The organism is Aeromonas sp. 601027, from assembly GCF_049174455.1.
Lineage (GTDB): Bacteria > Pseudomonadota > Gammaproteobacteria > Enterobacterales > Aeromonadaceae > Aeromonas > Aeromonas veronii_A.
On the sequence record NZ_JAAKTN010000005.1, the window covers coordinates 160,611 to 184,608 of the forward strand.

Here is a 23,998-nt window from a genome sequence, read left to right on the forward strand (position 1 = left end):
TGTTATTTATATTTCTTTGCTGGCACACCCACATAAATTCCGGGCTGATCTATAGTGTTTACAACACACGCACCGGCACCAACAGTAATCTCGTCGCGAACAGTAATATTGTTGATTATAGTCGCGCCAGCACCTATAAAACATAACTTCCCAATATTAACTGAACCTGCCACTGTACTGTTGACCGATACATGCGTAAATTCATCAACACAGACGTCATGTTCAATTATTGCACCTGAATTGATAATGCATCCCTCACCAATTTTAACTGAAGGACCAATGTGCCCATGATGACCGACGAATGTTCCTTTACCTATGATAGAGTTAATACCAATCGTGGCTGTGGCAGAAATCAAGGTGGCAACTTGCCACCCCATTTTCCCCAATATCTCTAACTGTAACTTTCTTTTATGATTATCACCTACTGCAGAAAAAAAAATCCACTCATCGGGAGAGATTACATCCCATGAAGGAAAGACTGGATAACCCAAAATACTCTCGCCAGGTTTTGCATTATCATCAATAAAGCATAACGTTGAAAATCCTAACGATAATGCTATATCAGCCACACTTCTTGCATGTCCACCACATCCTAAAATGGCCAACTTCTTTGAATCTACCACATTATTTCTCCAAGCAACTAATACGCTCAAGTATATCGATATGCTCATTTACAACATCAGACCATGTACGCATTGATAACTGATCGTATATCTGCAACTGTTTTCGTAGTAAGATGTCCTTATAGTGGAGTGCCCATTCTATTCTCTTAGCCATATCTCTCCAATCATATGGATCAAAAAATGTCATTTCCTGTAACTCAGGGTCAGTAAGAATTTCTTCAGTTACAGGAATACGAGCCATAACAACTGGTGTATTAACAGATAACGCCTCAGTAAATGTAAATGGACACCCACCTTCACTTAGACTTGGATTAACTGCCAAACTTGCCAATTTATAACAAGCTGCGAGCTCTTGCATTGTTAGTCCATGCAAAAATAAAATTTCGTGTTGCAGATTGTGACTAATAACAAATTCTTTTACTTCAGGCATAACACTAACACTGCCGGTAACGATCAGTTTGTGCTGAACGAATTTTTTTCGTAAAAGATACTCATACGCTTTGAATAAACTTATTATGTTTTTATTTGGCCTGATCTGGCTAGCATAAAAAACAAACTCTACATCTTTATTTTTAAATATTGAAACATAATTCTGCTCATTCGATTTGCGAATAGCGGACATGAGTAACGACTTGGCATAATGGGTAGTTGCCTCTTCATTATCTGGTAGACCAGTAATATTAATGAAGCTATCAACTTTATTAGCGGCGTGATGTACTACAGACACCTTGTCCATTGATACTTGATAGCCATCAATAAGTGTATTCCATTTTACCACTTCACTATAAGTTACAAAGTGATCCCCTGTTCTGATAGCCTCTTCTAACAATTTAAACGTCGATAGAGTTCTATCACCACCAATTTGAGAAAAGGCCACGGGAAACTCTCGTAAAACAACATCAGGTACACACATTAATCGAGGGGCATCGATCTTGTTAAACTCAGGCCAATAGGCTGTTGGACAATACCATGCAGATATATCATGCATACTATCGATTAATGCGCTTATACGCTTCCCTTCCACCAACTCCATGTTACGGTAGAGACGCAATACAAATCCATCATCTTTAGGCGAGTAAATCATTTTCATGAAACGGCCTATGTACTTGGAAAACCTGCCCAGCACAATTAATTTCAATCTACGAATAAAAAAGAACGCCAATAAAAAAGGAAACGAAAAAATAAAAAATAATGGGAAAATGATTAAAGCCAGCAGAAATAACAAACACCCTTCAATGCCTAAAAGGATCAGATCCAATTTTGTGTATGCATTTAACAAACGCTTTTCCACATAATGGAAAATATTTTCCTTCAAGCTAGCAACCAACTCCAGTAAAAACGATTTGAGTGTTTTTCTTTTTTGTCTTTTCGTTTTACGGTTAATGTACCAATGGTAAAGATCCAGTAAAAGTGGTCTTTTATCTGGCGAGCGAATCGAAAAACTGTCATGTGGTACATTCTCACTATCAAAAAGGTCATATAGATCTTTCGTAGACCAACTAGGACAAACCAAGGTAAACTTTACATCATCACGTGCTGCAGCACCTTTAAGAAAGGCAGCCAAGTAACGACCAAGTCCCTCCTTTCGTAAATCAACAGATGGGGCATAGCAAAGATAAATTCCAAATTTTCTCACAGACATTCGCGTATTACCCCCCAATAATGCTTAGCCAGATTTTGCACTCGTTGTTCTTTCAGTATATCTTTACTAGGCAAATTTTTTCGAAGATGCAAAGCTTGCTCTTCTATATATTTTAGCTGCCAAGCCATTTGCTCCGGCGAGTTTGCATCAGACCATGTTAAATTAAGTGAAAACTGTCTATCTATTTCACGCATTGCCGGATAATCAGAGGAGAGTGCAGGTATATTCAGATAGGCAGCCTCAATAACCGAAAGAGTACCATTATCAATGCGCGCAGGATGCCATATAAATGCTGCTTTTTTTAGTGCTTTTTTATATTCTAAATCGGATAACTCACCACATAATTTTATCTTACGTTTCAACGACTTACTATTATCAACAGTTCTCACAAACTCGCTCAAATATGAAAGTTTACTTTCCATTATACTCTGAGTATTAACTCCAGTAATAAAGCATGTAAGAGAACCGGCTAGCTGATTATAATAAATTTCTAATGCTTTGACAGCATTGAGATGATTCTTATGTGGACTGAGATTAGTTGTCCAAATGAAATAATCGCCAACATCTTTTTGCTGCTCATCTGAAAACGAAAAGTCAGGTGCCAACATAGGTAACCTAGCAATTCTGTCAGACTCAATACCAGCATATTGTTGCGCATCTCGGCAAGTAAACTCAGTAGTAACCAAGACTCGCTCAGCTTGTGTTGCTGCTTTCAAGTAGGGATGATCAGCACCTCCTTGCAAAATTGAAACATATCGCTGCAAATAATCGTATACCATCAATACTATCGGTCTTACTGGAAGCAGCGTTTTGTCCAGCCTGTCGGAAACGAAAACCCAAATATCACAATCATAGAAATTACTGATGCTGTCATTGGGCACCATATATGATTCATCTACGGCACACCAGCCATCATGACCAGCATACTGCATAGCACGTGTAGCATCATCTTTAGAAAGATGTTGCCAATAGAAGCTTCTCCTTTGAATTTTTGGATTTAAATCCCGCAATTCATTAGCATGCTCTAATTCATCAATTGTTGGATGCGCAAAAACGACCTCACATTCTTCATTAGCCTGTTGACTACCAAGTAATATGGCATCAGCTAAAAGCTTAGCGCCTCGCAGACTCCCCCCTCGATACTCAATCGGAACAATTACACCAATTCGCTTTTTTCTAGTGATATATGTAGGGCGAGCTTTCTGCTGAAGGCGATGCTCTTTTAATCCATCAACGACAAGGCTAAAGTTTCTTTTCCATATTGAAGCACAATACTCTGGCATCATTTGCTCAAGAAGCACATGCTGTGTTTTTCTAATATCATTGATTAACTGTTCATCGCCATTTAAAATTTTTCTAATCTTAGCCTTAGCCTCTGCAATTGTTTCACATCTGCCAGGTAAATCCCCGCCACCCATCAAATCCAGCATTCCCCCAGCCATATATATTAATGGCATACCAGCTTGTATAGCTTCAAAGGGATGATAATGTATATGATTTAGTTCAGTGGAATGATAAAACATAACGCTGCATTGTTGCATGTTATCAGAGTGCTCTTCTTTAGATACAAAGCCGAGTACTTTCTTATCATTAACAGCTATTGGCTGCGCACCACCAATGATATAATCAAACTCTTTAAAATCACGAACAAAGGATTCATAAATACTTTTAAAGTATGGAGATGTTCCTATTCTAGGACAGACAAATAGTATCGTCTTTCTTTTTCCAGTCCAATTATCAGGTTGATATTTACCTTTTAAACCAACAGGCAAATAGCATGAGCGCTTTGCTAAATATGGCATTTCTACATCGGAAATATGCTCATAGCCACAACCAAACCAGAATCTTTTCCCCATCGATTTAATCGTTGATACTACATTATCTCCACACTCACTTCTTAGTAAAGAAGAATAATTGTATCCCTTAGATAATCCAAATACACGAAGAATGACGGCACCATTAAAATTTTTAATGGTTGACTTAATTTGCTTTGGGAAGAAGCCAATTATCGCATAATCAAAATATTTATTGACAATATCCCAAGCGTTTTTACTGGGCGACTCATACCAATTTTGTTCATTTAAAATATCAAGTTCATGCCTAGGGATAGTCAATTTATCGTCAAAATCGAATGTAATACTTGCCGATAAATTTCCCTCATCATATGGAAACTTTTTTGGAAGATATATTTCTTCAATACCAAACTCTATTAGCTGAGGTATTTCAAAGTTTCTTAATGTTGAATGGTTAAGCAGCCACAACACTCGATTTTTCATGCTAAATCCAGATTATTGACTCGTTTATAGGCAATGATCGCATCATCAATGGGGCCATCAAAAATGTATTCACCATGATGAAATACAATCCCTCTTGAACAAATATTTTTCAATGCGCTGAAATCATGTGATGCTAAAACTAGTATTTCAGCATTCTCAATCAAACTCATTATTCTGCTTTTAGCCTTTGCCATAAACTGAGCATCACCAGCACCAATCACTTCATCTAGGAGCAAAATATCGCCACCAACTGCTGTGGATATAGCAAATGCTAGTCTTACCTGCATGCCTGCAGAGTAAGTTTTAATTGGATAATCAATAAACTCACCCAAACCAGCAAACTCAACGATCTCATTTTCTTTCTCTTTCATAAAAGTCGGAGAGAGGCCAAGCAGAAGACCACGATAGAGAATATTCTCTCGGCCTGTTGCATCAGGTTCAAAACCTAGACTCAAATCAAAAAGAGAACGAACTTGCCCTTCAACAATTAATTTACCACTAGATATAGGATAGAGACCTGCCACCGTTTTAAGAAATGTACTTTTTCCTGCACCATTATGCCCTAAGAGCCCGACCCTCTCTCCATTATTTATTTCTAGCGTAATATTTTTTAATGCATGAATATCAGAGACAGAACGCTCTGCTTTTCCTTTTTTAAAAGCAGCAGAGAAAAGAGACTTTAGTGACCGCTCTTTGTAAGCTACTGATGCATAATGAAGGTTAACATTCTCAAGTTTAATTTTATTCTTTTTCATAGGTAGAAGATCACTTTTTTCTCTGCATTTCGGCCAATCAGCCACGCAAGCAAAAATAGGAAAGCAGCAGTTATCAGACTAAATGTATAGTTCTCTAGACTCGGCCACTCACCTTTTAGTAGTGGTGCTCTTATAATTTGTAATACATGATACACAGGATTGTAATCGACTAGCCAATCCAATCCGCCAGAACGGAACATACGTTCTTCGAAATATACCGGAGAGATAAACCATATCGCTTGCATGACTAATCCCATCGCATGTGGTACATCTCTAAATCTAACCCCGATATAGGCTAGTAATGTTGATAATGGCCATGCAATAAGTGCCAATATTGGGAAAACAGTTAAGGTGGCTAGCCAGGTTATATTTATATTTTGTGGCAATACAACTATTGACCAAGCAAATAGAGCCAAACTGGCAAGTGCAAGTACTATAATGCTGCTCAAGACAGTTCGTAATGTATATATTGCTAATGGATGCTTGCATTGTTTAATGTAGGCATCTGCTTGCACAAACGCAAGTGAACCACCAATGGTATTGGCTACTACAAAATCCCAGACTATAATTCCTGACAAAATATAGGGTGCATACGTCACTATGTCCGTATTAAACATTTTACTAAAAACTATAGATATTAATAATGTCATACCTAAAGGTTGAATAAATGACCATAATACACCGAAAAAAGACCGCCGCCAACGAGAGCGTAGATCCGATAAAGCGAGATGCTGCCAAAAATATCTAGCATCCCAAATACCCCTAACATAATAAAGACTCATAGAACTCCCACCAACTTAAAATAACCCTTCACCAACGAAAGATGAAGGGTTATTTATTTAACATTACTTATTTAAATAAAAATCAGAAATTACGCTGCAGATATAATCAACATCTTTTTCCAATAATTCAGGGTAGCTTGGTAAATTCATTCCTCTTGAGCTGATATTTTCAGCAACAGGAAATTTATGTTCCGTAAATACATGCGGCATCGTATTAGCTAAAGGAAACAATGGCCTTGTCTCAACATCATGACTCTTTAGAACAGTTCTGAGCAAGTCTCTATCTTGTGCATTCTCGACTAGGATCGAGCACATCCAAAATGAATGCCTGGTATTCTCAATCTCTTTGTGGAATGTTATCGGCAAATGGTTTAATCGACGCTGATACCAACTGGCAATCTCTCTTTTTTTTGCAATTATCTCGTCTGCTTGCTCTAATTGTGCCAGGCCAATCGCAGCACATATATTTGTCATGCGATAATTAAATGCCAACGCATCATGCCAATACTCTTTAACCTTCGAAACACCTTGGCTCTTCAAGTGGCATGCCAAGTCATGGACATTTTTATCCTTTGAAACAACCATGCCACCTTCGCCGGTAGTTATTGTCTTATTTCCAAAGAAACTGAATGTTGCCACATCACCAAATGTACCAACATGCTTATTCTTATAAAGAGTACCGAACGCCTCCGCACAGTCTTCTATCAAAAACAAGTTATGTTTCTTACAAACATCGACTAACGCATCCATATCACATGGTAAACCATAAAGATGCACAGCCATGACAGCCTTGGTCTTTGTTGTGATTTTTGCTATTACATCATTGACATCGATGTTCCATGTATCTGGTAGCGAGTCAACATAGACTGCTTTTGCACCGGTCTGAATGATTGTATTCACTGAGGCAATATATGTGAATGAAGGAACAATAACCTCATCACCAGGACCAATACCTAAAGCAGCCAACGCCAAATGAAGTGCTACAGTACCATTACTCACTGTTGTACAATTTTCTGCACCAATATACTTTGAAAATGCAGATTCAAATCTGTTAATAAACTCACCTTTTGAAGAGATCCATGTTGAATCAAGGCATTCATTAACATATTTTTTTTCATTACCAGATAATCTTGGTTGATATACTGGAATCATAGTCACTCCACACTGACATTAACATCAAAGCCATGAGATTTCAGCAAGGCATGCTGGCGAGCTTGCTGCAAATCATATGCAACCATCTCACTTACCATTTCTGCGAGTGTCGTTTCCGGCTCCCACCCCAGCTTATTTTTTGCATTAGATGGATCACCAAGAAGAGTCTCTACCTCGGCCGGTCTGAAATAACGTGGATCAACACATACGATAATATCACCAACCTTCAATGCCGGCGCCTTATCTCCATAAATCGCCGAAACGACAGCTTTTTCCTCGACGCCGCTTCCAACAAAGTTCAATTCAATACCTAACTCAGCAGCGGCCATTTTTATAAATTCACGGACACTATATTGCACTCCAGTTGCAATGACAAAGTCCTCTGGCTGCTCTTGTTGCAACATCATCCATTGCATCTTGACATAGTCTCTTGCATGTCCCCAATCACGCAATGAGTCCATGTTTCCCATATACAGGCACTTTTCGAGGCCTTGAGCAATATTTGACAAACCTCGAGTAATTTTTCTAGTAACAAATGTTTCTCCACGACGGGGTGACTCATGATTAAACAAAATACCATTACAAGCATACATACCATATGCCTCACGATAATTCACCGTAATCCAGTACGCATACATTTTTGCAACAGCATAAGGGCTGCGCGGATAAAAAGGTGTTGTCTCTCGCTGCGGAATTTCTTGCACGAGGCCGTATAGTTCGGATGTCGATGCCTGATAAAAACGAGTTTTTTTTGTCAGTCCCAAGAAACGAATAGCTTCCAATAAGCGTAAAGTACCTATCGCATCAACATCCGCAGTATATTCTGGGGAATCAAAACTAACAGCGACATGAGATTGAGCACCAAGATTATAAACTTCATCTGGTTGAACTTCGGCTATAATTCTCGTTAGATTTGATGAATCCGTTAAGTCACCATAATGTAGTTTAAAATCAACGTTCTCTTCATGAGGGTCTTTATAAATGTGGTCTACACGTTGTGTATTAAACTGAGATGCACGGCGCTTAATACCATGGACTTCATACCCCTTCTCTAATAGAAACTCAGCCAGATATGAACCATCCTGACCAGTCACCCCAGTAATTAACGCTACTTTCTTGGACATTTTCAGAACTCTCCTTATAAGTTGTTGATCATTTTATGTAATGAATTCAAACCAGACGTTAACTTGCTTATATCGTTTTTGCTTTCAACATTAAGCCTTAGTAATGGTTCTGTGTTTGAAATGCGAACATTAAATCGCCAATCATTCATTTCAATACTAAGACCATCTACATATTCTACCTTGACAGCAAGTGGCGCATAGACCTCTTCCAGCTTCTTTATTATCTCAAGAGCATTATCAACTCTATAATTTATCTCACCACTGCATGGATAGGCTTTAACACGTTCAGCAACTAAACTAGACAATGTGGATTTTTTTAGTGATAGCAAGTTAATTACTAGTAACCAAGGAATCATACCGCTATCACAGTAGCCAAAGTCACGGAAATAGTGATGGGCACTCATTTCACCACCATATATTGCATTCTCACTGCGCATCCGTTCTTTAATAAAGGCGTGACCAGTTTTGCTTTGTACTGGTGTACCACCAGACTTTTCAACGATATCAATAGTATTCCATGTCAAGCGTGGATCATGGATGATTTTCTCATGAGGATTATCTACTAAAAATGCCTCTGCTAATAATCCAACAATATAGTATCCTTCGATGAAATCACCATTTTCATCAAACAGAAAACAGCGATCAAAATCACCATCCCAAGCAATACCCATATCAGCATGATAGAACTTTACCGCTTCCGATGTAGCACTTCTATTTTCAGGAAGCAATGGGTTAGGAATACCATTGGGAAAGTTACCATCTTCCTCATGATGAATTTTTATAAACTCAACAGGAACATTGAGGGTATTGAAACGTCGCTCGATAACATCAAGCACATGCCCTGCTGCCCCGTTACCGGCATTCACAACTAGCTTGAGTGGACGTAATTGATGCGGCTTTATATACGTCAGCAAATGATCGACATAAGCATCTAGTATCGATTTTTTAATCAATGTTCCTTGCCGGGAGGATGCAATGAAGTCACCCTTTTCAGCCAATGCTCGAATATCATTCAAACCACTATCACCACTAATTGGACAAGCATCACGACCAACCAGTTTCATGCCATTGTAATCCATAGGATTATGACTGGCCGTCACTTCTATAGCACCATCAATGTCTAACGTAAATGCTGCAAAATAGGTTTCTTCAGTCCCCGTAGTCCCTAAGTCGATGACATCACAACCGGCATCAAGAATCCCTCTTGCAAGTGCTTGCTTTAGGCTTTCGCTCGTGAGTCTAACATCGCCTCCAACAGCAATTGTCGTTGCATTTAGATACTGTGCAGTTGCACGGCCAATACGGTATGCAATCTCAGTGTTCAGCTCATCACCCAGTTTTCCGCGAATATCGTAAGCTTTAAAACAAGTAAGATTCATGATGCCCCCTAAATTAAATTCCTTTTCAATAATCAATGATGTCATCTTCACCTAAATATTCACCCGTTTGCACCTCTAGCATAACTAAATCGATGAGACCTGGATTTTTTAATTGGTGACGATGCCCAGCAGGAATATATGTAGATTGGTTAGCAGTTAGCAAGGCAATTTGATCTTCATAGAAAACCTCTGCAACACCAGATAATACCACCCAGTGTTCATTTCTATGATGATGCATTTGCATCGTTAAGCTAGCCCCAGGTTTAACTTCAAGTCTTTTTATTTTAAAACGATCTCCCACCTCAAGTAACGTATAACGTCCCCATGGACAATAGACTGTACGATGTATTTTATATGCATCATTGTTTATCGTCTTAAGGTGATTATAAATTAATTTTACATCCTGACTACTTTCTTTGTGAGCGACCAATAGAGCATCAGCAGTATCAACAATTACTAGGTTTTCTACACCTACAGCACCAATAACCCGATCCTCGCTCGAAATATAACAATTTGAGGTAGCATGTAAAATTGCATGCCCCTGAACGGTGTTTCCATCGTCATCAGCTTGATGTAGTTCACTTATTGCAGCCCAAGACCCAATATCACTCCAGCCTATGTCACATGGAACTACTGAAACATTTCCTGATTTTTCCATCACGGCATAATCTATCGAGATGTCTGGAACATGGATAAATGTGTCAGGGTCCAGATCAATATGCTTGACCTTTTTACTTTGAACCGAATCGGACTTGTCAAGGCAAGCTTTTGTTGCTATCAATACTTCCGGACAATGCAAGTCCATCTCTGCAATCATTGTACTTGCTTTAAAGCAAAACATACCTGAATTCCAGAAGAAGCGACCGCTTTCAACGTACTCAATTGCCTTATCCAATGTTGGCTTTTCAACAAAGCGCAAAACCTCTGTACCAAGAGCTTCAATGTAACCATAACCTGTTTCAGGTATTGTGGGTTTAATACCAAATGTGACTAACCGTCCTGCTTTTGCTAATTCAATAGCGCAGGAAACAGCATCATCGAATGCAACTTGCTCTGTGATCAAGTGATCAGCAGCCAAGACCAACAAGACCGCATCATCGCCATATGTATCGCGAGCATAAATTGCTGCAGATGCTACTGCTGCTGCAGTGTTACGGCCATAAGGTTCAAGAATAAATGAAGTCTGAATTTCATTACTATTAACTTCTTTAAATGAATCTAGTGTTTTGAAATAAAGGTCTCGATTAGTAATAGTTAATACTTCACTGACATCTGATAATTTTGCTCCACGTAAAAATGCTTTTTGTAAAAAACTTTGATTATCCGATAGTTTAATGAATGGCTTGGGATGTTGTTCACGTGAAACAGGCCATAATCTTGAACCGCTTCCACCACACATAATAGCAGGAATTAAGACAGTCATAGATACACCATAATGTATTTAATGTGTTGATATGATTTTCAGAAATGTTTAGCTGCCATAAATGGCTTTGCATTTTTATCTTTAAGAGATAATATAGGGAGCATATCACTCTCCCACTCTATTCCTAGTTGCTGGTCATTCCAACATATTGTATGTTCAAAGTCAGGTCTATAATAATTGGTTGCTTTATATAAAACTTCTGCTGTTTCTGTTCTAGTTATAAAACCATGGGCGAACCCTTTCGGAATCCACAATTGCCGCTTATTCTCAGCTGATAGATGAACACCGACCCATTTTCCAAAGGTCGGCGAATTTTCACGAATATCCACTGCTACATCAAATACTTCTCCCACAACACATCGCACCAGCTTTCCCTGGGCGTGTGGTGATGATTGATAATGCAGTCCACGCAACACGTTTTTCGAGGATTTAGAATGATTATCTTGAACAAAAGTAACAGGGTATCCTACTGCTTCTTCGAACAGTTTATGGTTGAAACTCTCAAAGAAAAAGCCACGCTCATCACCAAATATTTTTGGCTCAAAAATAAGTACATCAGGTATCGTGGTCTCGATTACATTCATCTTCATATCCATATATTATTTAGTTTATTTTACAGGAACCGGTGCACACCCTTAACTCCAACTCATACTTTCGAAACCATCTTTAACAGGTATTGTCCATAAGCATTTTTCGCAAGTGGTGTCGCCAACGTTTTTACTTGCTCTGCATCAATGAATTTCTTGCGATAGGCGATCTCTTCAGGACAAGCGACTTTCAACCCCTGACGGGTCTCGATGGTCTGAATAAAGTTGCTCGCTTCAATCATGCTCTCGTGGGTACCGGTATCAAGCCAAGCATAACCACGGCCCATCATGGCCACCGACAGATTACCTTGTTCCAGGTAGATACGGTTTACATCGGTTATCTCCAGCTCGCCACGGGGCGACGGCGTCAGACTCTTGGCGATCTTGACCACGCTGTTGTCGTAGAAATAGAGGCCGGTTACCGCATAGTTGCTCTTGGGCTCCAGTGGCTTCTCCTCCAGAGAGATCGCGGTGCCCTCTTTATCAAATTCAACCACCCCATAACGCTCGGGGTCATGCACATGGTAGGCAAAGACGGTAGCACCGCTCTCTTTGGCCACTGCCGCCTCCAACTGTTTCTGCAAGTCGTGGCCGTAGAAGATGTTGTCCCCCAACACCAGTGCACAGGGGTCTGAACCGATAAACTCTGCACCCAGAATAAAGGCTTGTGCCAACCCGTCCGGGCTTGGTTGAACCTTGTATTGCAAACTCAGGCCCCACTGACTGCCATCACCTAGCAATTGCTCAAAACGGGGGGTATCTTGCGGCGTGCTGATGATCAAAATATCGCGAATTCCCGCCAGCATCAGGGTGCTGAGAGGATAGTAGATCATCGGCTTGTCATAGATAGGCAACAGCTGCTTGCTCACTGCCATGGTTACCGGATAGAGACGGGTGCCTGAGCCGCCGGCCAGAATAATGCCTTTACGTTTAGTCATGATGCTTGTTTCTTATATAGAGGAAGCATGGCTTTAGGCCACCTTTCCGTTTTATCCCTGCCAGCCAGGGAGGCAGTCACTACATCCCTGGCCAGTAATTTACTTGCCAAGGATCTCGGTCAACATCCGCTCCACACCGACTGTCCACTCCGGCAGCACCAGATCGAAGGTGCGCTGGAATTTGCCGGTATCCAGGCGGGAGTTATGGGGGCGTTTGGCCGGAGTAGGGAAGGCGCTGGTCGGCACCGCATTGAGTTGTGTCACCGCCAGTTCAACGCCAGCCTCTCTGGCTTTGGCAAACACCAGCTGGGCGTAGTCAAACCAGGTGGTGGTACCGGAGGCAATCAGATGGTACAGCCCGGCGACCTCGGGTTTGCGCTGCGCCACGCGGAGAGCATGGGCGGTGCAATCGGCCAGCAACTCGGCGCCGGTCGGAGCGCCAAACTGGTCATTGATCACTGACATCTCGCTACGCTCTTTGCCAAAGCGCAGCATGGTCTTGGCAAAATTGGCTCCGCGGGCGGCGTAAACCCAGCTGGTACGGAAGATCAGGTGACGGGAACAAAGTGCGGCCCCTTGCTCACCCGCAAGCTTGGTTTCGCCATAGACGTTGAGCGGGGCGGTTGCATCGGTTTCCACCCAGGGGCGCTCACCGCTGCCATCAAATACATAGTCGGTGGAGTAATGCACCAACCAGGCACCCAATGCTTCCGCTTCTTTGGCTATCGCTGCCACGCTGGTCGCGTTGAGCAGCTCGGCAAATTCACGCTCGCTCTCCGCCTTGTCGACTGCGGTGTGGGCCGCAGCGTTGACAATCACATCCGGCTTGACCAGACGTACAGTGTCGGCCACCCCTGCCGGGTTTCTGAAATCGCCGCAATAATCGGTGGAGTCAAAATCAACGGCAGTGATGCGCCCCAGCGGCGCCAGTGCGCGTTGCAGCTCCCAGCCTACCTGGCCGTTTTTGCCAAACAGCAGAATATGCATCAGGCACGCTCCCCATCATTCTGTGCAATCGAGGAATAGTGTTGCTCAATCCAGGACTGGTAGGCACCGCTCTTGACGTTGCTGACCCACTGCTGGTTATCCAGATACCACTGCACAGTTTTGCGAATACCGGATTCAAAGGTCTCTTGCGGTTGCCAATCCAGCTCTGCGCTCATCTTGGTCGCATCGATGGCATAGCGGCGATCGTGGCCAGGGCGATCCGCCACATAGGTTATTTGCTCACGATAAGAGCCCACCTTCGGCACCATCTCGTCCAGCAGATCGCAGATGGTGTGTACCACCTCCAGATTCTGCTTCTCGTTATGACCGCCGATGTTGTAGGTCTCACCGACCACGCCTGTGGTCGCTACCTTGTAGAGCGCACGCGCGTGATCTTCCACGTAGAGCCAGTCACGGACCTGGTCGCCCTTGCCATAGACCGGTAACGGCTTGCCATCCAGCGCGTTAAGAATGACCAACGGGATTAGCTTCTCGGGGAAGTGGTACGGGCCGTAGTTGTTGGAGCAGTTGGTGACCATGGTCGGCAGACCGTAGGTGCGGCGCCAAGCGCGCACCAGATGGTCGCTGGAAGCCTTGGAGGCAGAATAGGGGCTGCTGGGGGCGTAGGGGGTGGTCTCGGTAAAGAGCGGCAATGGTTCACCGGCAGCCACTTCATCCGGATGAGGCAGATCACCATACACCTCGTCGGTGGAGATATGGTGGAAGCGGAAGGCCGCCTTGCGTACCTCGTCCAGACCGTTCCAGTAAGCGCGAGCCGCTTCCAGCAACATATAGGTGCCGACGATATTGGTCTCGATAAAGTCAGCCGGCCCTGTAATGGAGCGGTCAACATGGCTCTCGGCGGCCAGATGCATCACGGCATCCGGCTGGTGCAAGGCAAACACCCGATCCAGCTCGGCGCGATTGCAAATATCCACCTGCTCAAACACATAACGCTCGCTTGACGATACATCGGCCAAGGATTCCAGATTGCCGGCATAGGTGAGTTTATCGAGATTGATAACGGAATCTTGGGTATCACGGATAATATGGCGCACCACGGCAGAGCCGATAAAGCCGGCACCACCGGTCACGAGGATTTTCATAAATATGTATCTCTTGCGAGGCGTTGATATGACATCAGAGAGAGGCTGGCTATCCACTGATGCGTTATTGAAACACCCAATAGACTGCAATTTAACCAGCGCAAACAGCAGCAAAACAATAAATGAACATTATTTGTGCAAATTGCTGAATAATCTCAAGGCTACCGCCCTTGGGTTACAGCCCCCAGTTTGCTGCTTTTAACCAAATTAGGTCTGCTGTTGGTCATCATGTCCTCCAGCATTTTGCTGTCTTGATGGTGTGTAGCACAGCTTTATGGCCCAAGACCAAGAAAGAGCGGACACTACCTATCCAACCCTATAAGACGCAGATTCTATCTTGTTTCCAGCCGAGCTGCACAGCAGAAACTGACTTGCCCCTCACCGCTGAAAAGGAGTCGATAGAAAACCACCTCACGGCGACATAATTTCTCGAAAAGAAGCAGTATTAACTTAATAATTACGCTTAAGTTACCGTTTTTACGGAAAAAAAATAGAGCGACTTTCCAAGTCGCTCTATTTATTACTCAGTCATACCTGATGTATTTGTCTTATTGTGATCTGCCACCCAGAACTTCAGGGGTTACTTTGCTCAGTCACCTTTTGACTCAACTGCTGCAACCATGCGCGCCTCTTTACTCTTGTGGCTAGTGAAGTAACGCATCACCAGCACGAAGAAGAGCGGGACGAAGAAGATGGCCAGCACGGTGGCGCTGATCATCCCCCCCATTACGCCGGTACCGATTGCATTACGGCTGCTGGCACCGGCGCCGGAGCTGATCACCAGCGGCAGCACCCCGAGGATAAAGGCGAGCGAGGTCATCAGGATCGGACGCAGACGCAGGCGTGCCGCCTCCACCACCGCCTCACCCAACCCCATCCCTTTGTCATAAAGCTCTTTGGCAAATTCCACGATCAAAATCGCGTTTTTCGCCGACAAGCCTATGGTGGTGAGCAGACCGACCTGGAAGTAGACGTCGTTCTCCAGCCCGCGCAGGGTGGCAGCCACAATGGCCCCCAACACCCCGAGCGGCACCACCAGCATCACCGAGAACGGAATGCTCCAGCTCTCGTAGAGGGCCGCCAGACAGAGGAACACCACCAACAAGGAGATGGCGTAGAGCGCAGGTGCCTGTGAACCGGCCTGACGCTCCTGGAAGGATAGCCCGGTCCACTCGATGCCCACCCCTTCCGGCAGCTGTTTCACCATCTGTTCGATGGCGGCCATCGCATCACCGGTACTCTTGCCGGGCGCCGCCTCACCGACGATCTCCATCGCTGGCACACCGTTGTAACGCTCCAGACGGGGTGAGCCGAAGCTCCACTCGGTGCTGGCAAAGGCGGAGAAGGGCACCATCTGACCGGCACTGTTGCGCACATACCAGAGTTTCAGATCTTCCGGGTTCATCCGGAAGGGGGCATCCGCCTGCATGTAGACCTTCTTGATCCGGCCACGGTCAACGAAATCATTGACGTAGGACGAGCCCCAAGCGGTAGCCAGGGTGTTGTTGATATCCGCGATGGATAGCCCCTGCGCCAGTGCCTTCTCGTAGTCGATCTTGATATCGAGCTGCGGCGTATCTTCCATCCCGTTCGGGCGTACCCGCACCAGAGTGGGATCCTGCGCCGCCATGCCGAGCAGCTGGTTACGCGCCGCCATCAGCTTGTCGTGACCGATACCGCCGCGATCCTGCAGGAAGAAGTCAAAACCGGTCGCCGTCCCCAGCTCCGGGATCGGAGGCAGGTTAAAGGCGAACACTTGCGCCTCCTTGATGCTGAACAGATAGCCCATGGCACGACCGATAATGGCATTGGCGCTGCGATCCGGGCTCTTGCGCTCGCTCCAGTCCTTGAGCTTGATAAAGGCCATCCCCGCGTTCTGGCCACTACCGGCGAAACTGAAGCCGGATACGGTCAGTACAGAATCGACATTATCCTTCTCGTTTTTCAGGAAGTAGTCGCGCATGTCCGCCAGCACCACCTCGGTGCGCTGCTTGGTCGCCCCCACCGGCAGTTGGACCATGGACATGATGACCCCCTGATCCTCTTCCGGCAGGAAGGAGGTGGGCATCCGCATAAAGAGCACGGCCAACACCGCCAGCATGGCGCCGTAGATCAGGCTGTAGCGCACGCCCTGCTTGATCACCTTGCGCACGCCGCTCTGATAGCGGTTGGTACCTGCATCAAAGGCGCGGTTGAACCAGCCAAAGAAGCCGCGCTTGGCACCAAACTCACCATGTTTCATCGGCTTGAGCAGGGTGGCACAAAGGGCCGGGGTCAGGATCAACGCCACCAGCACCGACAGCACCATGGCCGAGACGATGGTCAGCGAGAACTGGCGATAGATGGCGCCGGTCGAGCCGCCGAAGAAGGCCATCGGCACGAACACGGCGGAGAGCACCAACGCGATCCCCACCAGCGCACCAGTGATCTGGGTCATCGATTTGCGGGTCGCTTCCAGCGGGGAGAGATCCTCCTCGCTCATCAGCCGCTCCACATTCTCCACCACCACGATGGCGTCATCCACCAGCAGGCCGATAGCGAGCACCATACCGAACATGGTGAGGGTATTGATGGAGAAACCGAACGCCGCCATCACCCCGAAGGTACCGAGCAGCACCACAGGCACCGCGATGGTCGGGATCAGGGTGGCGCGGAAGTTCTGCAAGAACAGATACATGACGCAGAACACCAGGAAAATCGCCTCGATCAGGGTCTGCACCACCTCCTCGATGGAGATCTTCACAAACGGCGTGGTGTCGTAGGGGTAGACGATCTCCATATTGGCCGGGAAGTAATCCGACAGCTCATTGAGCTTGGCACGCACCTTCTCGGCGGTATCCAGCGCATTGGCGCCGGTCGCCAGCTTGATGGCAACCGCGGCGGTAGACTGGCCGTTGTAGAGCGCATCGGCGTCATAGCTTTCGCCCGCCAGCTCGACCCGGGCCACATCTTTCAGTCGTACCTTGGAGCCATCCTGATTCACCCGCAGCAGGATGTCGTTGAACTGCTCCACGGTAGATAGGCGGGTCTGCCCCATGATGGTGGCGGTGAACTGCTGATCTTCCACCGACGGAGTACCACCCAGCTTGCCGAACGCGACCTGGGCGTTTTGCGCCTTGATGGCTGCCTGCACATCCCCCGGAGTCATCTGCACCCGGTTGAGCTTGTTGGGATCGAGCCACACCCGCATCGAGTACTGGCTGCCGAACAAGGTGATATCCCCTACCCCGTCCAGACGGCTCAGCGGCTCCTTGATGTTGGAGACCACATAGTCCGCCAGGTCGTCGTTGTTCATCGAGCCATCGCTGGAGATGAAGGCCGCGACCATCAGGAAGCTGCTGGAGGTCTTCTGTACCCGGATCCCCTGCTGCTGCACCTCTTGCGGCAGCAGCGACATCGCTTGTTGCAGCTTGTTCTGCACCTGCACCTGGGCGATATCGGGATCGGTCCCCGGCTGGAAGGTGAGGGTCACCGACACCCGCCCCGCGGAGTCAGACTGGGAGGACATGTAGAGCAGGTGATCCAGCCCTGTCATGTTCTGTTCGATGATCTGGGTCACCGAGTCTTCCACCGTTTTGGCGGATGCGCCCGGATAGCTGGCAGAAATACCGACCGCGGGAGGCGCAATGCTCGGATACTGGGCGACCGGCAATTTGATGATGGCCAGGCTGCCCGCCAGCATGATCACCAGCGCGATCACCCAGGCAAAAATGGGTCTGTCTATAAAAAATCGAGCCATGAAGCGACTACTCCATCCTACTTGTTGGCCGGGGTGCTGGACGCGGCTTGAGCAGACGGTGCATCAGCACCCTGCTCAGCGGGATTGACCACGGCGCCCGGTCGTACTTTCTGCAAGCCAGCCACGATCACCCGCTCGCCGGAGGTGAGCCCTGACTCCACCACCCAGTTGCTGCCGACGACCCGGCTCAGCTGCACGTTGCGCAGCTCCACCTTGTTGTCAGCGGTTACCACCATCACGGTGGCGCCACCATTGGGGGTGCGAGTCACGGCCGTTTGCGGCACCAGCAGCCCTTGCGCCCGCTCACCCTCTTGCAGGGTGGCGCGCATAAACATGCCGGGCAGCAGCAGCTGGTGAGGGTTGGGCACAATCACCCGCAGGGTCACCATGCCGGAGGTCTCATCCACGGTCACATCAGAGAACTGCAGCGAGCCCTCTTCGCCATAAGTGGAGCCATCTTCCAGCTGGAAGGTCACCCTGGCCCCCTTCTGCTCGTCCTGGGTCAGCTTGCCCTCGGCGACCAGTCGCTTGAGGCGCAGCAGATCGGCGGTGGACTGACGCACATCCACATACATGGGATCGAGCTGCTGGATGGCGGTCAGGCTGTCAGCCTGCTGGGCGGTCACCAGCGCCCCCTCGGTCACCGCGGATTTACCGATACGACCGCTGATGGGGGCAGTGATGCGGGTGTAACCGAGATTGATCTCGGCAGTGCGCAAAGCTGCCTTGCTTGCCATGATCTCGGCCTTGGCCTGCTTCCAGCTCGCATCGGCGTCGTCATAGTCCTGACGGCTGATGGATTTGACCTTGAGCAGCTCCTGATAGCGCTGCGCCTTGAGGCGGGCACTCTGCTCGTTAGCCTCGGCCTTAGCCAGATTGGCCTTGGCGCTGGCAACCGCCGCCTGATAGACAGCCGGATCGATCTGATAGAGCAGATCGCCCGCCTTCACATCGCTTCCCTCGGTAAAGAGGCGCTTGAGGATGATGCCGCTCACCTGCGGACGCACTTCGGCCACCCGCAACGGGGCGCTGCGGCCGGTCAACTCGGTGGTCAACATCAGCGGACCGCTCTGCAGGGTCACCACGTTGACCGCCGCGGGGGGCATGCTGCCCTGTCCATGGGATGCCCCCCCCTTGTCACCACAACCTGCCAGCAAGCCTGTAGCCAGCAAGGCAAGACCAACTGAACGAGCAAGAATATGTTTATGCATGAAACACCTGAGCCTTTGCCAGTCAATGAACAATCAGGGCCGCATGGGCCCTGTTGGTAAATAGTCGAAAGATGAGGCAATATACATACATTCATAAATGTATGTAAGTGACTTTTTGCTTGCATGAGGCACAAATTTAGATGGCCAGACGAACCAAAGAAGAGGCGCAGCAAACCCGCTGCCACATCATGAGCACGGCGCTGGATCTGTTCTGCTCCCAGGGCCTGGCCAAGACCAGCCTGACCGACATCGCCAGGGCGGCAGACCTGACCCGCGGGGCCATCTATTGGCACTTCAAGAACAAGGATGAACTCTTCATTTCGCTCTGGCAGGAGCTCTGCAGCCCCCTCGCCCACCAGCTCGATGCCTGCCTCAATCCAGATGAGCCGGATCCGCTGGGGCAACTGCGCCTCTTCTTCGAAGGGGTGCTCCACAGCTTCATTCACAATCCGGCCCAGCGGCAGATGTTCACCATCCTGTTCAATCTCGAATCGCTGGAGGGGGAAGCCATTTCCCTGCGCGAGCATATCCGCAGCCAGTCCGCCAACTTCTTCCGGGATCTGGAGACCACCCTGGCCAATGCGGTACGGCGGGGCCAACTGCCCGCCAACCTCAACCTGCAGCGCGCCGCCACCCTGCTCCACTGCACTCTGGATGGCTACATCATCAACTGGCTCCACTTTCCGGGTCGGATCGACCTGCAGGGCGAATCCGCCTTTATGATAGAGAGCATGTTCACCATGCTGGCCCAGCCCCACGGGCCTGCCTGCGTCCGCTAACCGGCTCCGGCAACTTCATCACATCCAAATCGGGGCCTGACCGCGCGCTTTGGCAGCCAGGCCCCGATTTGTTACCCTGTGCGCCCCCTGCTTGAGGTAACCCCTGTGCCACACTCTGACGCCATCCCCGCTTCCCGGCCATTTAACGACCAGCACGCCCACGTTCGAGCTGCCTTTGTGGCGCGTCTCAAACCCGGTGCTCACCTGCTCAATGGTCAATGCGGTACGGGGGAGGATCTCTGCTGGCTGCGTGCAGAAGGGTATGTGGTCACCGCCTGTGACGCTGTGCTGGCCGACGCCAAAGTCGCCTCGCAGCAATCCGGACAAGCAGTGCGGGTCTGCCCGCTGGCGAAGATGCACTCGGTGCTCCCTTACGATGGCATCTGGCTAAGCCGCCCGCTTGATGGCGACGTGTCCACCCTTGTCCACCTGTTGCAACCGCTGGCGACCCTGCTCAAAGCGTGCGCTCCGCTCTGCTTCCCCCTGCAGCCAAGCGGCGAAATGAGCCACGACCTGCAGACCCCGCATCTTCAGCAAATCGTCACCACATCCGGGATAGCGCTACAACTGGCGCCGATGGAAGCCGTATCAGCCAGTACGTCAGATTCCTCAAGTCAACACGCCAGCCAGTACGTCATGTTGCTGCGTAGCGATCATCAGGCCACCTAACGGGCTAATTCATCACGGATTTTCCCGTTCAACGCCAAGCCGACAGCTAGTCGGCGATCTTGGCTTTCGACAATATTTAACTCGGCGTTAACGCAGAAAAGGCAGACATAACACGGCTTACGTGTTAAAAAGTGTGATTAATATCAAATTTTAATAACAAAACAGACAATACAACCAACTCCGGATTTCCTTATGAAACTTGTCCTGAAACTCATTGCTGGCATCCTTGCCGGTCTCTTGCTCGGTCTCTACGCCCCTGAGTGGGTGGCGCGCGTGCTGTTTACGGCCAAGACAGTGATAGGTCAGCTGATCACCTTCACCATTCCGCTCATCATTCTGTTCTTTATCATGAGCGGCATCGCCAGCCTGCCGAAAAACTCCGGCAAGCTGCTGGGCAAAACCGTGGCCCTCTCCTACTGCTCCACCATTCTGGCGGGGCTGTTCGCCTTTACCGTGGCTAGCCACCTGATCCCGCAGTTCACCACCGCCGCCGAGCCCACCACGGCCACGGCCATCAAGCTCGCCTCCTACGTCAATCTGGAGATCCCGCCGCTGTTTGGCGTGATGTCGGCACTGGCCGCCGCCTTCGTGTTCGGCATCGGCATCAGCGCCACCCAGGCCACCGATCTGCGCCGGGTCGCCGATCAGGGTCGTGACATCATCGACCGCCTGCTGGCCAAGGTGATCATTCCGCTGCTGCCGTTCTACATCGCCGGCGTCTTTGTCGAGATGACGGTAGAAGGCACCGTATTCGCCACCCTGAAAACTTTCGGCGTGGTGCTGGTGATGGCGATCCTGATGCACTGGATCTGGCTCTCCGTGCTGTTCGTCGGCACCGGTCTGGCCCTTGGCCGCTCACCGGCCCAGCTCATCAAGAACATGCTGCCCGCCTACTTCACCGCGCTGGGGACCATGTCGAGCGCCGCCACCATTCCGGTCGCCCTGCAATCGAGCAAGAACAACGGGGTGAGCGACGGTATCGCCAACTTTACCGTACCGCTGTGTGCCACCATTCACCTCTGTGGCTCCACCATTACCCTGGTCACCTGTGCCACCGCGGTGATGTTCCTCTCCGAGCATCTGGCCATTCCGGGCATCGAGACCATGCTCCCCTTCATCATGATGCTGGGGGTGATCATGATCGCCGCACCGGGCGCGCCGGGTGGTGGCGTGATGTCGGCGCTGGGCCTGCTCACCTCCATGCTGGGGTTTGGTGAAGCCTCCATCGCCCTGATGATCGCCCTCTATCTGGCGCAAGACAGCTTCGGCACCGCCTGCAACGTCACTGGTGACGGCGTGATCGCCCTGTGGGCGGATCGCTTCGCCAACGGTAGCGAGAGCGCAGCCCCCGTGGCCGAGGCCGAACAGGCGTAAGCTCGCCGAGATAGCCCGGCCATCCTCTGCAAAACCCGCAGGCCCGGACCATGTTCGGGCCTGCGTCGTTTCTGCCAGCTTCACTGCTTTTGTACGTATTCCTCCTCCCTCTCTTTACCCCTCGCTGCCGTGAACAGCACTGGCGCTACCCTCTGCATCAGACAAAATTATTGGCATATGCTACATATGAGCGTATAAATGGCTTATGCCAATTAGGAGTCACCATGCCAAGACCCAAGATTGCCCGCCAGATCTGTGGCCGCCCCGCCAACAGCTGCTTCAAACCCAACGGCCGCCCCATGCATCAGCTGGAACAGGTCACGCTGGCCCCTGACGAGTTCGAGGCACTGCGCCTCGTCGACCTTCAAGGAATGCAACAGCAGGAGGCCGCCCTGGTGATGGGGGTTTCCCGCCAGACCCTGGCCAATATCCTGAAAAAAGGGCGCTACAAGGTGGTGGAGTGTCTGAGTCTGGGTAAAGCATTGATGATGCAACCCGCCGAGCCCAACCACCCAACCAGTGGAGAAGAGCCGACATGAATGCTGTCACAACCATGACCACCAACCCCAGCAACAGCGCCATGATGCTGAGTCAGGGGCTGCTGGCTGGCCACTTTACCCGTGCCGAGCAGCTGCAAATTCTTAACCCCGAAGGGAACGTCATCGCCACCCTGACCAACCCGGCCGCAGCCGAAGGCTGCCACGGCAAGCAAGCGCTGCTCGATGCCCTCACCCACTATCAGGTGGGTCAGGTGGTGGTGCGCAATATCGGCGAGCGGATGCTGGGGCGCCTGCTGGCGGTCAATATCCGGGTGCTGCAGTGCCGCTCTGCCCGCCTGCCGCTGCACGCGCTGCTGGCCCCCGCCAATCTGCAACCTCTAACCGAGGCCAGTCAGGGCCGTCCGTCTCGCCGTCATCAGAGCAAGGCGACTATCCGTGCCATCCAGCCCGTCGGCGCAGGCCAGAGTCATAGCCATTGTCATGGTGTTTGCAACAGTGGCTCCGATCACTGTTGCGCCAGTAGTGGCAATCAGGCAGAGAGCCCACTGCAAGGCCATACTTGTTGCCACGGCAGTGAAGGCGCCAACCAGCAGGGCGGTTGCTGCCATCATCACTGATGCCATCACAGTGCATGTCATCACCATCTAAGGAGAAGAGATCATGTCCATCTGGTTGTTGAGCCTGCTCGCCTCGTTCGTACTGATCCTGGCCATGGGCACCATCATCTGGTGGCGCCAATACCAGCTTGCCCAGAAGCGGGAAGATAAAGAGGTACGTCCCTGTGGCTGCTCCAGCGCCTGCGCGGATCACCTCTACCAGATCAGCGAACCGACTCCCAAAAAGTAACCTGAGCGCAAACGCCATAGCCGCAGTTACAAGGTCGACAAAATAAGTGCGCATGGAATAGAAAGGCGCATAAAAGAGAGGGGGCACCTGCTGGTGCCCCCTCTCT

21 protein-coding genes are annotated in these 23,998 nt (G+C 48.8%); 6 read left to right on the forward strand and 15 right to left on the reverse strand.

The features are described from left to right. Positions 1-2: 2 nt before the first annotated feature. The 15 genes from G5193_RS08715 to G5193_RS08785 all read right to left on the reverse strand — a co-directional run bounded on the left by G5193_RS08715 (position 3) and on the right by G5193_RS08785 (position 19,724). Complete coding sequence (locus G5193_RS08715) at positions 3-653, reverse strand: acetyltransferase (RefSeq protein WP_227340929.1); 651 nt, start codon at positions 651-653, stop codon at positions 3-5. After that, positions 625-2,265, reverse strand: a complete 1,641-nt coding sequence (locus tag G5193_RS08720; protein ID WP_421172002.1) for a glycosyltransferase — start codon at positions 2,263-2,265, stop codon at positions 625-627. The genes G5193_RS08715 and G5193_RS08720 overlap by 29 nt, the downstream gene beginning before the upstream one ends. Beyond that, the gene (locus tag G5193_RS08725) at positions 2,256-4,541 is read right to left on the reverse strand and encodes a glycosyltransferase (protein ID WP_421205820.1); all 2,286 of its coding nucleotides are present in this window, start codon (positions 4,539-4,541) and stop codon (positions 2,256-2,258) included. Before G5193_RS08725 ends, G5193_RS08720 begins: the two co-directional genes overlap by 10 nt. Continuing rightward, on the reverse strand, positions 4,538-5,296 hold the full coding sequence (locus G5193_RS08730; RefSeq protein WP_108539993.1) for an ABC transporter ATP-binding protein: 759 nt from the start codon (positions 5,294-5,296) through the stop codon (positions 4,538-4,540). The genes G5193_RS08725 and G5193_RS08730 overlap by 4 nt, the downstream gene beginning before the upstream one ends. Further along, on the reverse strand, positions 5,293-6,078 hold the full coding sequence (locus G5193_RS08735) for an ABC transporter permease (protein WP_108539995.1): 786 nt from the start codon (positions 6,076-6,078) through the stop codon (positions 5,293-5,295). The genes G5193_RS08730 and G5193_RS08735 overlap by 4 nt, the downstream gene beginning before the upstream one ends. Before the next feature lie 63 nt (positions 6,079-6,141). After that, positions 6,142-7,230, reverse strand: a complete 1,089-nt coding sequence (locus G5193_RS08740; protein ID WP_421205821.1) for a DegT/DnrJ/EryC1/StrS family aminotransferase — start codon at positions 7,228-7,230, stop codon at positions 6,142-6,144. Positions 7,231-7,232: 2 nt separating this feature from the next. Then, positions 7,233-8,354, reverse strand: coding sequence for a GDP-mannose 4,6-dehydratase (gmd, locus tag G5193_RS08745; RefSeq protein ID WP_108540000.1), 1,122 nt, complete (start codon positions 8,352-8,354; stop codon positions 7,233-7,235). A gap of 14 nt (positions 8,355-8,368) precedes the next feature. After that, entirely contained in the window at positions 8,369-9,778 is a 1,410-nt protein-coding gene (locus G5193_RS08750) for a phosphomannomutase CpsG (RefSeq protein WP_302055988.1), read from the reverse strand. Then, a complete protein-coding gene (locus tag G5193_RS08755) occupies positions 9,759-11,156 on the reverse strand; it encodes a mannose-1-phosphate guanylyltransferase/mannose-6-phosphate isomerase (RefSeq protein ID WP_421205822.1) in 1,398 nt (465 codons plus the stop codon). Before G5193_RS08755 ends, G5193_RS08750 begins: the two co-directional genes overlap by 20 nt. Positions 11,157-11,194: 38 nt before the next feature. Then, positions 11,195-11,740, reverse strand: a complete 546-nt coding sequence (rfbC, locus tag G5193_RS08760) for a dTDP-4-dehydrorhamnose 3,5-epimerase (RefSeq protein WP_216954296.1) — start codon at positions 11,738-11,740, stop codon at positions 11,195-11,197. Between the two features lie 62 nt (positions 11,741-11,802). Then, on the reverse strand, positions 11,803-12,681 hold the full coding sequence (gene rfbA / locus G5193_RS08765) for a glucose-1-phosphate thymidylyltransferase RfbA (protein WP_216954298.1): 879 nt from the start codon (positions 12,679-12,681) through the stop codon (positions 11,803-11,805). Between the two features lie 99 nt (positions 12,682-12,780). Further along, the gene (rfbD, locus tag G5193_RS08770; protein WP_421205823.1) at positions 12,781-13,668 is read right to left on the reverse strand and encodes a dTDP-4-dehydrorhamnose reductase; all 888 of its coding nucleotides are present in this window, start codon (positions 13,666-13,668) and stop codon (positions 12,781-12,783) included. After that, complete coding sequence (gene rfbB, locus G5193_RS08775; RefSeq protein ID WP_421205824.1) at positions 13,668-14,774, reverse strand: dTDP-glucose 4,6-dehydratase; 1,107 nt, start codon at positions 14,772-14,774, stop codon at positions 13,668-13,670. Before rfbB ends, rfbD begins: the two co-directional genes overlap by 1 nt. Before the next feature lie 589 nt (positions 14,775-15,363). Next, positions 15,364-18,513 carry an efflux RND transporter permease subunit gene (locus G5193_RS08780; protein WP_181222115.1) on the reverse strand — a complete coding sequence of 1,050 codons (3,150 nt, stop codon included), beginning with the start codon at positions 18,511-18,513 and terminating at the stop codon, positions 15,364-15,366. Positions 18,514-18,530: 17 nt separating this feature from the next. Further along, positions 18,531-19,724, reverse strand: coding sequence for an efflux RND transporter periplasmic adaptor subunit (locus tag G5193_RS08785; protein ID WP_421205825.1), 1,194 nt, complete (start codon positions 19,722-19,724; stop codon positions 18,531-18,533). Between the two features lie 140 nt (positions 19,725-19,864). On the opposite strand from G5193_RS08785, the gene G5193_RS08790 reads away from it, so the two are divergent. From G5193_RS08790 to G5193_RS08815, 6 genes are all read left to right on the forward strand, one after another. Then, positions 19,865-20,503, forward strand: coding sequence for a TetR family transcriptional regulator (locus G5193_RS08790; RefSeq protein ID WP_193859840.1), 639 nt, complete (start codon positions 19,865-19,867; stop codon positions 20,501-20,503). 105 nt (positions 20,504-20,608) lie between these two features. Next, positions 20,609-21,172 carry a hypothetical protein gene (locus tag G5193_RS08795; RefSeq protein WP_421205826.1) on the forward strand — a complete coding sequence of 188 codons (564 nt, stop codon included), beginning with the start codon at positions 20,609-20,611 and terminating at the stop codon, positions 21,170-21,172. A 192-nt stretch (positions 21,173-21,364) separates the two neighbouring features. Next, complete coding sequence (locus G5193_RS08800) at positions 21,365-22,546, forward strand: dicarboxylate/amino acid:cation symporter (RefSeq protein ID WP_005359180.1); 1,182 nt, start codon at positions 21,365-21,367, stop codon at positions 22,544-22,546. Between the two features lie 224 nt (positions 22,547-22,770). Continuing rightward, entirely contained in the window at positions 22,771-23,085 is a 315-nt protein-coding gene (locus G5193_RS08805) for a DUF134 domain-containing protein (protein WP_421205827.1), read from the forward strand. After that, on the forward strand, positions 23,082-23,663 hold the full coding sequence (locus G5193_RS08810; RefSeq protein WP_421205828.1) for a NifB/NifX family molybdenum-iron cluster-binding protein: 582 nt from the start codon (positions 23,082-23,084) through the stop codon (positions 23,661-23,663). The genes G5193_RS08805 and G5193_RS08810 overlap by 4 nt, the downstream gene beginning before the upstream one ends. A gap of 43 nt (positions 23,664-23,706) precedes the next feature. Continuing rightward, entirely contained in the window at positions 23,707-23,892 is a 186-nt protein-coding gene (locus tag G5193_RS08815; RefSeq protein WP_005338109.1) for a hypothetical protein, read from the forward strand. The last annotated feature ends 106 nt before the right edge of the window (positions 23,893-23,998 follow it).